Here is a 9,959-nt window from a genome sequence, read left to right as displayed (position 1 = left end):
ACGCCCGGTTACATTCCGAACCCGGAAGCTAAGCCTTACAGCGCCGATGGTACTGCAGGGGGGACCCTGTGGGAGAGTAGGACACCGCCGAACAATTATTCAAAGGGCTGGACCCGGAATTTCCGTTCCGGGTCCAGCCCTTTTTTGGTATGCGTAACGCAAAGTTCACGTTGCGCGCAGAGCATCGCTGTCATGGGTACTGCTGCAATGCTCAGGGCCGCCGGCGTCGGAGTCGGCGACGAGGTCATCGTGCCGGCCTTCGGGAACGCGGAGGTCGCCGAGGCCGTGACACTCGCCGGCGCGCTTCCGGTGTTCGCCGACATAGATCCGGTGAGCTACTGCCTCGACGTCTCGGCGGTGGAAGCGGCCGTAACTGCCCGGTCCGCGGCCGTGGTTGTCGTACACCGCTTCGGACGATGGGCCGACATCCGGGGGTTGCATGCGCTGGGGCAGCGGCACGGGCTGCTGGTCCTGGAGCAGGGCGAGTCCGAGGCGCCGTACGACGAGATCGCGCAGCGGCGGCAGCGGGCCGCCTACCTCGATGCGAAGCTGCGTGGCGTGCGGACGCCTGACGGTGGCGACGGGCACACCTACCAGCAGTACGTCGTGCGGGTGCCAGGGAACGGCCGGCCCGACCGGGACGCTTTCGCGCGGGCCCTGCGGGGCAAGGGGGTTGACTGCCGGGTGCCGGTGAAGACGCCCGTGCACCGGTTGCCGGAATTCCGGCGTTGTGTGTCGCTGCCGGAGACCGAGCTGGCGGCCGACGGGACGCTGGCGCTGCCCGTGGACGCCTCGTTGACGAAACGGGAGATGCAGCGGATCGTCTCCGCCTGCAACGCTCTCGGCGGACTGCTCCAGCCCGCCTTCTGAACGGGTTTGGGAACTCGGCTCCGTTCGGGGTATGATCTATTCCGTTGCCGCGGGGGAAACTCCGAAAAGGCAACAGGCCCCTATAGCTCAGTCGGCAGAGCGTCTCCATGGTAAGGAGAAGGTCAACGGTTCGATTCCGTTTGGGGGCTCCAGCAAGAAAAGTCCCGCCCTTTCGGGCGGGACTTTTTTGTGTCTTCTTCCGCCCCCGCCCTCAGTCCTTCTGAAGGCCGGGGACCCGCATCGCGAGAATCGCCATGTCGTCCGACGGGGCGTCGGACGCGAAGCGCTCCACCGCGCGCATGATGCGTGCGGCGACGGCACCCGCCGTCAGGCCCGTGCAGGTCGTGAGGACGTCCGCGAGACCGTCGTCGCCGAGCATGCGGGTGCCCTCCCGGCGTTCCGTCACACCGTCCGTGACGCACAGCAGGACATCACCCGGGTCGAGGGTGATCGTCTGCTCGTAGAGTTCCAGGTCCTCGATGACGCCGAGCAGCGGCTGGGGTTCGGCGGCGGCCTCCACCGTGCCGTCCTGGCGCAGGCGCAACGGCAGCGGATGGCCGGCGCACACCACCTTCATCTCCGCGCTGCCGTCCTCCTGCGGGCGCATCTCGCCGTACAGGAGGGTCAGGAAGCGGCTGCGGGAGCCCTCGTCGAGGATGGCCGAGTTGAGGCGCTCCAGGACCGCGGGGCCGCTGAGACCCTCCCGGGCCAGGAGCCGGAGCGCATGCCGCGCCAGGCCCGTCACGGCGGCCGCGTTGGGACCCGTACCGCAGACGTCGCCGATGGCGAAGCCGTACGTGCCGTCGGAGATGGGGAAGACGTCGTAGAAGTCGCCGCCGACCTCGTTGCCCTCGCCGGCCGCGCGGTAGATGACCTCGACCTCGACGCCCTCGATGTGCGGGGTGCCCGGGGGCAGGAGGCTGCGCTGGAGGGCCTGGCTGATGGCCGTGCGCTCCGAGTACAGGCGGGCGTTGTCCAGGGCGAGGGCGGCCCGGCGGGACAGGTCCTCGGCCAGTTCCAGGATTTCCTGACGGAAGTGTTCGTCGGTGGGCTTGCCCAGGGTGAGCATGCCGATGACGCGGTTGCGGGCCACCAGGGGAAGGACGACGGTCTCGCCGCCCACGGCCGAGGCGGTGGCGAGCGTCGGGCCGATGGCGGAGGACACCTGGCGGGCGGGGCCGCCGGTCAGGCCCAGGCTGCGCATGGAGCTGCGCAGGGCGGCCTGGTGGGCGTGCTCGGCGGGGGCCGCCCAGACGCGGGCGCCAGGGGTGGGTACCGGGTCCGGCGGGGGCACCTTGGAGAGCAACGACTTGATGCCGTCGATGAGTTCCTCGTCCTCGTGCAGGACGTACGACAGGTAGGGCTCGGAGGCCTGGTCGGCGATCGTGTAGACCGCGCACCAGGTGGCGAGGGTCGGGACCGTCATCTGTGCCATCAGGGCGAGGGTCTGGTCGCGGTCCAGGGTGCCGGCGAGCAGGTCGGAGGCCTCGACCAGGAAACTGAGCGAGCCGCGGCGCAGCCGCTCCAGTTCGCCCAGGCGGGCCGACTCGACGGCGAGGGCGATGCGGTCGGCGGCGAACTGGAGGCGCAGCGCCTCCTCGTTGGAGTATCTGCCCGGGCCCTCCGCGGCGACGCCCAGGGAGCCCGTCAGGCGGCCCTCGACCTTCAGCGGGACCGTGACGACCGAGCGCATGCCGGTGCCGCCCAGGAGGGGGACCGCGCCCGGAACGGCCGTCAGATCCTCGTGGACGGCCGGCATACGGGCCGAGCCGTAGCGGCCGGGGCCGGCTTCGACGGGCACGCGCGCGAAGCGCTGACGGGCGGACGGCAGCCCCGTGGAGGCGCGGACCTCCAGCTCGGTCTCGTCGTCGGTCGCCAGGAGCAGGAACGCGGAGTCGCCGTCGAGCATGTCGCGGGCGCGCTCGACGGTGCGCTGGAGGAGGCCGTCGAGGTCGTCGGGGGCCGGCGAGCCGATGAACACCTCGAAGGGGTCGGTGCTCTGGCCGTCGGGGGCGCCGCTGCCGTCGGAGGCGGGCAGGCGCAACGGGGTCTGCAGGACGGCGCGTTCGTGGTCGCGCACCAGCAGACAGACGGTGGAGGGCTCGCCGCCGGTGTCGCGGACCCTCAGGTGCGAGGCGTAGACGGAGGTGACGCGGCCGTCGGCGCCGCGGATGCCGTAACTGCCCTCCCAGCGGGACAGCTGGAGGGCCTCGGCGACGCCGGTGCCGGTTCCGGGGGTGTGCGGCCAGGCGGCGAGGTCGGTCAGCGGCTTGCCGGTGACCTCGGCGGTGGTGTGGCCGAAGAGTTCCTCGGCGTCCTCGTTCCAGGCCGTGATGGAGCCCTTGCGGTCGATCTGGACGACCGCGACCCGGACCCGGCCGTCCGCGAGGGGCAGCAGGTCGGCGGGGAGGGACGGGCCGGCCGCGCGCGTGCCCACCGGACGCTCGGGGAGATCGATCTGGAACCAGACATTCTTGTACGTGGGCGTGTACTCGACACCCCAGCGGGCGGCGAGGGCCGCGCAGAGCTGGAGCCCGCGGCCGCCCTCGCGGTCGGGGCTGCCCATGTTGACGGCGGAGCCCTGGAGCGGGACCTCGCGTTCCGGGTAGCGGTCGGCGACCTCGATGCGCACCCCGTCGTCCGCGCGCAGGCACAGGACGTCGGCGTGGGTGCCCGCGTGCACCACCGCGTTGGTCACCAGTTCGCTGGTGAGGACCACGGCGTCGTCGACGACGTCCGCGAAGCCCCAGCCCTGGAGCGTGTCGCGGACGAAGGCCCGGGCGGTCGCGACCGATCGCCCGACGGGCTCGAAGCTGGCGGCCGCGCGCGCGGTGATCACAGAACTCCTCGACCGGTTCTCGACATGCGGGCTTCCCTGGCCGGCCGGCTCGTGCCGCTGCTGCGGCATCCGCTCGCCCGTGGGCCGTGGCTCCGGGGTGTGTCCCCCGGGGATCACTCCGGTGGTCATGGTCTGCGGCCGCCCCTCCGAATGCCCGCTCGTTCTCGTGCCACCGCCCAGGCCGAACAAACCGGCGCGGCTGGACAGCCGCATGCAAGGTTACTTACCTTCGCCGTCCGAGCGGATGCCGGTCGCCAGTGTTCACGCCCCAGGGTGTGCGGACGATGTGCGAAGCTGCCGAACTGTTATGGCCTGGTTCGGACAGGGTGAAACACTGGGCAAGCTTCTGATGAAGGTACGGGCAGGCTGAGTGCGTTGCGTGTACGGCGGGCAGCAGCCCCTGGTGTGGCCGGATCCGATCTGGCAGAAATACGCAGCAGTAACGGGTACGCAGCAGTAACGGGTACGCCGGAGTGAGCGGTACGCCGACCAAGGCGGGTATCCGAGCACAGTGGTACGGGCACAGTGGTAACGGTCGACCCCTGCGGGAGGGACACAGTGGAGTCTGGCGCAGCGGCGCGGGGCACTAAGGCGCGCGCGAAAGGCGGACCGTCCCTGAGCAGGCAGCGGGGCGGTGACGGGACCACGGCGGTGGACACGGCTGCCCTGAACCGGCTGGTGGTGGCTCTCGAGGCGATGCGCGACGGGAACTTCCGCAAGCGGCTCACGGTGTCCGGTGACGGCGTGATGTCGGAGATCGCGGCGGTTTTCAACGAGGTCGCCGACCGCAATCTCCACCTCACGGGTGAGCTGTCACGGGTGCGGCGGGTCGTCGGACGTGAGGGAAAACTCACGGAACGGCTGGAAACGGGTGCCTGTGAAGGCTCCTGGGCGGCTGCCGTGGACAACTCCAACGCCCTTGTCGACGACCTCGTGCGGCCGGTCTCCGAGGTGGGCCGGGTCCTCACGGCGGTGGCCGAGGGTGACCTGTCGCCGCGGATGGATCTGCGGTCGCCGTCGGTGGACGGGGCCGGGCACCCGCTGCGCGGTGAGTTCCTGAAGGTCGGCCGGACCGTCAACAACCTGGTGGACCAGCTGTCGACGTTCACCGACGAGGTCACGCGCGTGGCCAGCGAGGTGGGTACCGAGGGCAAGTTGGGCGGGCAGGCCCGGGTGCGCGGTATGTCCGGTTCGTGGCGGGACCTCACGGACTCGGTCAACACGATGGCGTACCGGCTGACGGCCCAGGTGCGGGACATCGCGCTGGTGACGACCGCGGTCGCCAAGGGTGATCTGTCCCGGAAGGTCACGGTTCAGGTGGCCGGCGAGATGCTGGAGCTGAAGGAAACCGTCAACACGATGGTGGACCAGCTGTCGGCCTTCTCCTCCGAGGTGACCCGGGTCGCCCGTGAGGTGGGCACGGACGGCATCCTGGGCGGCCAGGCGCATGTGCCCGGGGTCGCCGGCACGTGGAAGGAGCTCACCGACTCCGTCAACACCATGGCGGGCAATCTGACCGCCCAGGTGCGCGGGATCTCCGAGGTGACCACCGCGGTCGCCAGCGGTGACCTGTCGCGCAAGGTGACCGTCCCGGCCCGTGGTGAGGTCGCGCAGCTCGCCGAGACGATCAACCAGATGACCGAGACGCTGCGGATCTTCGCGGACGAGGTCACGCGCGTGGCCAACGAGGTCGGTGCCGAGGGACAGCTCGGCGGGCAGGCGAACGTGCCGGGCGCGGCGGGCACCTGGAAGGACCTGACGGACTCCGTCAACACCGTCTTCCGGAACCTGACCACGCAGGTGCGGGACATCGCCGCGGTGACGACGGCGGTGGCCAACGGTGACCTCTCGCAGAAGGTCACCGTGGACGTGGCCGGCGAGATGCTGGAACTGAAGAACACCGTCAACGGCATGGTCGACCAGCTGTCGTCGTTCGGTGCCGAGGTCACCCGCGTGGCCCGGGAGATCGGTGTCGAGGGTGAACTGGGCGGCCAGGCCCAGGTGGCCGGGGCCGCCGGCACCTGGAAGGACCTGACCGACTCCGTCAACACCGCCTTCCGCAACCTCACCGGCCAGGTGCGCAACATCGCCCAGGTGACGACGGCGGTGGCCAACGGCGACCTCTCGCAGAAGGTCACGGTCGACGTCTCCGGTGAGATGCTCCAGCTGAAGAACACCGTGAACACGATGGTGGACCAGCTCTCCAGCTTCGCCGACCAGGTGACGCGGATGGCCAGGGACGTGGGTACGGAGGGCCGCCTCGGCGGTCAGGCCCGCGTGGACGGCGTCTCGGGCACCTGGAAGGAGCTCACGGACTCCGTCAACTTCATGGCCGGCAACCTCACCTCGCAGGTGCGGCAGATCGCCCAGGTGACGACGGCGGTGGCACGGGGCGACCTGTCCCAGAAGATCGACGTCGACGCGCGCGGCGAGATCCTCGAACTGAAGAGCACGATCAACACGATGGTCGATCAGCTCTCCGCCTTCGCCGACCAGGTCACCAAGGTGGCCCGCGAGGTGGGTACGGAGGGCCGGCTCGGCGGGCAGGCGCAGGTGCCCGGTGTGGCCGGGGTGTGGCGGGACCTGACGGACTCGGTGAACGGCATGGCCGGCAACCTCACCGCCCAGGTGCGCAACATCGCCCAGGTGGCGACCGCGGTGGCCCGGGGTGACCTCTCCCAGAAGATCACCGTGGACGCGCGCGGTGAGATCCAGGAGCTGAAGAACACCCTGAACACGATGGTCGACCAGCTGTCGTCGTTCGCCCAGGAGGTCACGCGCGTGGCGCGCGAGGTGGGCACCGAGGGCATCCTGGGCGGCCAGGCCGAGGTGCAGGGGGTGGCGGGCACCTGGAAGGACCTCACCCAGTCCGTGAACTTCATGGCGAACAACCTGACCATCCAGGTCCGCAACATCGCCGAGGTCACGACGGCGGTCGCCAAGGGCGACCTGTCGAAGAAGATCACTGTTGACGCGAAGGGCGAGATCCTCGAACTCGTCACGACGGTCAACACGATGGTCGACCAGCTGTCCAGCTTCGCCGAGCAGGTGACCCGGGTGGCCCGTGAGGTGGGTACCGAGGGCATCCTGGGCGGTCAGGCGCATGTTCCGGGTGTCACGGGCATCTGGAAGGACCTCAGCAACAACGTGAACCTGATGGCCAACAACCTGACCATGCAGGTGCGGAACATCTCCCAGGTCTCGGCGGCGGTCGCCAACGGCGACCTGACCCGGCAGGTCACCATCGAGGCCAGCGGTGAGGTGGCCCAGCTCGCCGACACCATCAACACGATGGTCAAGACGCTGAGTTCGTTCGCCGACCAGGTCACCAAGGTGGCCCGTGAGGTGGGCACGGACGGCATTCTGGGCGGTCAGGCGCACGTACCGGGTGTGGCGGGTACGTGGAAGGACCTCACCGAATCGGTGAACGGGATGGCGTCCAACCTGACCGGTCAGGTGCGCAACATCGCGATGGTCACCACGGCCATCGCCAAGGGCGACCTGACCAAGAAGATCGACATCGACGCCCGCGGCGAGATCCTCGAACTCAAGACGACGATCAACACGATGGTCGACCAGCTGTCCAGCTTCGCCGAGGAGGTCACCCGGGTGGCCCGCGAGGTGGGCACCGAGGGGCAGCTGGGCGGTCAGGCACGCGTGCGTGACGTGGACGGCACCTGGCGGGACCTCACCGAGTCCGTGAACGAGATGGCCGGGAACCTGACCCGGCAGGTGCGTGCCATCGCGCGCGTGGCGACCGCGGTGACCCGCGGCGACCTGAACCTGAAGATCGACGTGGACGCCTCCGGCGAGATCCAGGAACTGCAGGACTACATCAACAAGATGATCGCCAACCTGCGCGACACCACGGTCGCCAACCAGGAGCAGGACTGGCTCAAGGGCAACCTGGCGCGTATCTCGGCGCTGATGCAGGGCCGCCGCGACCTGGCGGACGTGGCCTCGCTGATCATGAGCGAGCTGACGCCGGTGGTCACCGCGCAGCACGGCGCGTTCTTCATGGCGATGCCCCTGGTCGACGGCAAGGACCTGAGCGCCGAGACCGAGGAGGCCTACGAGCTGCGCATGCAGGGGTCGTACGGCTACTCGATGGGCTCCATGCCGACGTCGTTCCGGCCCGGTGAGGCGCTGATCGGCACGGCCGCCCAGGAGAAGCGCACGATCCTGGTGGAGAAGGCGCCCACCGGCTACCTGAAGATCTCCTCCGGGCTCGGCGAGGCCCCCCCGGCGCAGGTGATCGTGCTTCCGGTGCTGTTCGAGGGCAATGTCCTCGGGGTGATCGAGCTGGCGTCCTTCACGCCGTTCACCCAGATCCAGAAGGACTTCCTCAACCAGATCGCCGAGATGATCGCGACCAGCGTCAACACCATCTCCGTCAACACCAAGACCGAGGTGCTGCTGAAGCAGTCGCAGGAGCTGACCGAGCAGCTGCGCGAGCGGTCGGCGGAGCTGGAGAACCGGCAGAAGGCCCTTCAGGCGTCCAACGCCGAACTGGAGGAGAAGGCCGAGCTGCTGGCCCAGCAGAACCGCGACATCGAGGTGAAGAACACCGAGATCGAGGAGGCCAGGCAGGTCCTGGAGGAGCGTGCCGAGCAACTCGCCGTCTCCATGCGCTACAAGAGCGAGTTCCTCGCCAACATGTCGCACGAGCTGCGCACCCCGCTCAACTCGCTGCTGATCCTGGCCAAGCTGCTCGCCGACAACGCCGAGGGCAACCTCTCCCCGAAGCAGGTGGAGTTCGCCGAGACCATCCACGGCGCGGGATCCGACCTGCTCCAGCTGATCAACGACATCCTCGACCTGTCGAAGGTCGAGGCGGGCAAGATGGACGTCTCCCCGACGCGTATCGCGCTGGTCCAGCTGGTGGACTACGTGGAGGCCACCTTCCGGCCGCTGACCGCGGAGAAGGGCCTCGACCTGTCGGTGCGGGTCTCCCCGGAGCTGCCCGCCACCCTGCACACCGACGAACAGCGGCTCCTCCAGGTGCTGCGCAACCTGCTTTCCAACGCGGTGAAGTTCACCGACTCCGGCTCGGTGGAGCTGGTGATCCGGCCGGCCAGCGGCGACGTGCCGGTGGGGATCAGGGAGCAGCTCCTGGAGGCCGGCTCGCTCAGCGATCCGGACGCGCCGCTGATCGCGTTCTCGGTGACCGACACCGGGATCGGCATCGCGGCCAGCAAGATGCGCGTCATCTTCGAGGCGTTCAAGCAGGCCGACGGCACGACCAGCCGCAAGTACGGCGGTACGGGCCTCGGTCTGTCGATCTCGCGGGAGATCGCGCAGCTGCTCGGCGGTGAGATCCACGCGCAGAGCGAGCCGGGCCGCGGCTCGACGTTCACGCTGTACCTGCCGCTGCACCCCAGCGAACTGCCGCCGCAGGGCTACCAGCAGTCCGTGCCCGCGCTGGAGGCCGGGGACCTGGTCGCCTCGCAGAACCGCGGCTCGGAGCTGTCCGGTGTGGAGATCGAGACGCCGGCCGAGGTGAAGTCGTACCAGGAGACCCAGAACGGTGCCGCGGCGCTCTTCCGGCGCCGCCGCCGGGCCACCCCGCAGATCGCCGAGTCGTGGCCGGTGCTGGCCGAGCAGGAGGCGATGGCTCCGGCGCCGCGCCGGGGCGTACGGTTCACCGGGGAGAAGGTGCTGATCGTCGACGACGACATCCGCAACGTCTTCGCGCTCACCAGCGTCCTGGAGCAGCACGGCCTGTCGGTGCTGTACGCCGAGAACGGTCGCGAGGGCATCGAGGTCCTGGAGCAGCACGACGATGTCGCGGTCGTTCTGATGGACATCATGATGCCCGAGATGGACGGCTATGCGACGACCACGGCGATCCGTCGGATGCCGCAGTTCGCGGGGTTGCCGATCATCGCGCTGACCGCCAAGGCGATGAAGGGCGACCGGGAGAAGGCGCTCGAGTCGGGAGCTTCCGACTATGTCACCAAGCCGGTCGACCCCGATCACCTGCTGGCGGTGATGGAGAAGTGGATGCGCGAGGAGTGACCGGAACGGGCGGGTGTGATGTGAACGTTTCGGGAACCTTCCGTGTGCACGGGGAGTTGCTGACTCAGGGTTGTCGAACCCGTGTAGAAGTGCGGGATTGGGGGAACCTTCTGGTCCCCGGCTGCGTTTCTGCTACGTGCACAGTGACATCGCGGTGACAGGGTGTGGCGACAGGCGGGGTGCGGCTACCATGACCGGCACAAGGACGGGCGGCGAAAGGGAGTCGTCCCCT

3 protein-coding genes, 1 tRNA gene and 1 rRNA gene are annotated in these 9,959 nt (G+C 69.1%); 4 read left to right on the top strand and 1 reads right to left on the bottom strand.

The features are described from left to right. From rrf to ABZ642_RS42555, 3 genes are all read left to right on the top strand, one after another. A 5S ribosomal RNA gene (gene rrf / locus ABZ642_RS42565) occupies positions 1-93 on the top strand; the annotation flags it as partial. Between the two features lie 114 nt (positions 94-207). Further along, positions 208-870 carry a DegT/DnrJ/EryC1/StrS family aminotransferase gene (locus ABZ642_RS42560; protein WP_360495831.1) on the top strand — a complete coding sequence of 221 codons (663 nt, stop codon included), beginning with the start codon at positions 208-210 and terminating at the stop codon, positions 868-870. A gap of 76 nt (positions 871-946) precedes the next feature. Continuing rightward, positions 947-1,022, top strand: a tRNA-Thr gene (locus ABZ642_RS42555). A gap of 59 nt (positions 1,023-1,081) precedes the next feature. Here the strand turns inward: ABZ642_RS42555 and ABZ642_RS42550 are convergent. Beyond that, positions 1,082-3,838, bottom strand: a complete 2,757-nt coding sequence (locus tag ABZ642_RS42550) for a SpoIIE family protein phosphatase (RefSeq protein WP_360495814.1) — start codon at positions 3,836-3,838, stop codon at positions 1,082-1,084. Between the two features lie 429 nt (positions 3,839-4,267). Between ABZ642_RS42550 and ABZ642_RS42545 the strand changes: the two genes are divergently transcribed. Continuing rightward, positions 4,268-9,727 carry a HAMP domain-containing protein gene (locus ABZ642_RS42545; RefSeq protein WP_360495811.1) on the top strand — a complete coding sequence of 1,820 codons (5,460 nt, stop codon included), beginning with the start codon at positions 4,268-4,270 and terminating at the stop codon, positions 9,725-9,727. Positions 9,728-9,959 lie beyond the last annotated feature (232 nt).

This window comes from Streptomyces sp. NPDC007157 (genome assembly GCF_040634235.1).
Classification (GTDB): domain Bacteria; phylum Actinomycetota; class Actinomycetes; order Streptomycetales; family Streptomycetaceae; genus Streptomyces.
Note: the sequence above shows the minus strand (reverse complement) of the source record. Positions and strands in the feature narration are given on the sequence as shown.

Bases quoted from the DNA above. Each gene is read 5' to 3' on its own strand.
- ABZ642_RS42560 (WP_360495831.1), top strand. From the start codon at position 208: ATGCTCAGGGCCGCCGGCGTCGGAGTCGGCGACGAGGTCATCGTGCCG.
- ABZ642_RS42550 (WP_360495814.1), bottom strand. From the start codon at position 3,838: ATGACCACCGGAGTGATCCCCGGGGGACACACCCCGGAGCCACGGCCC.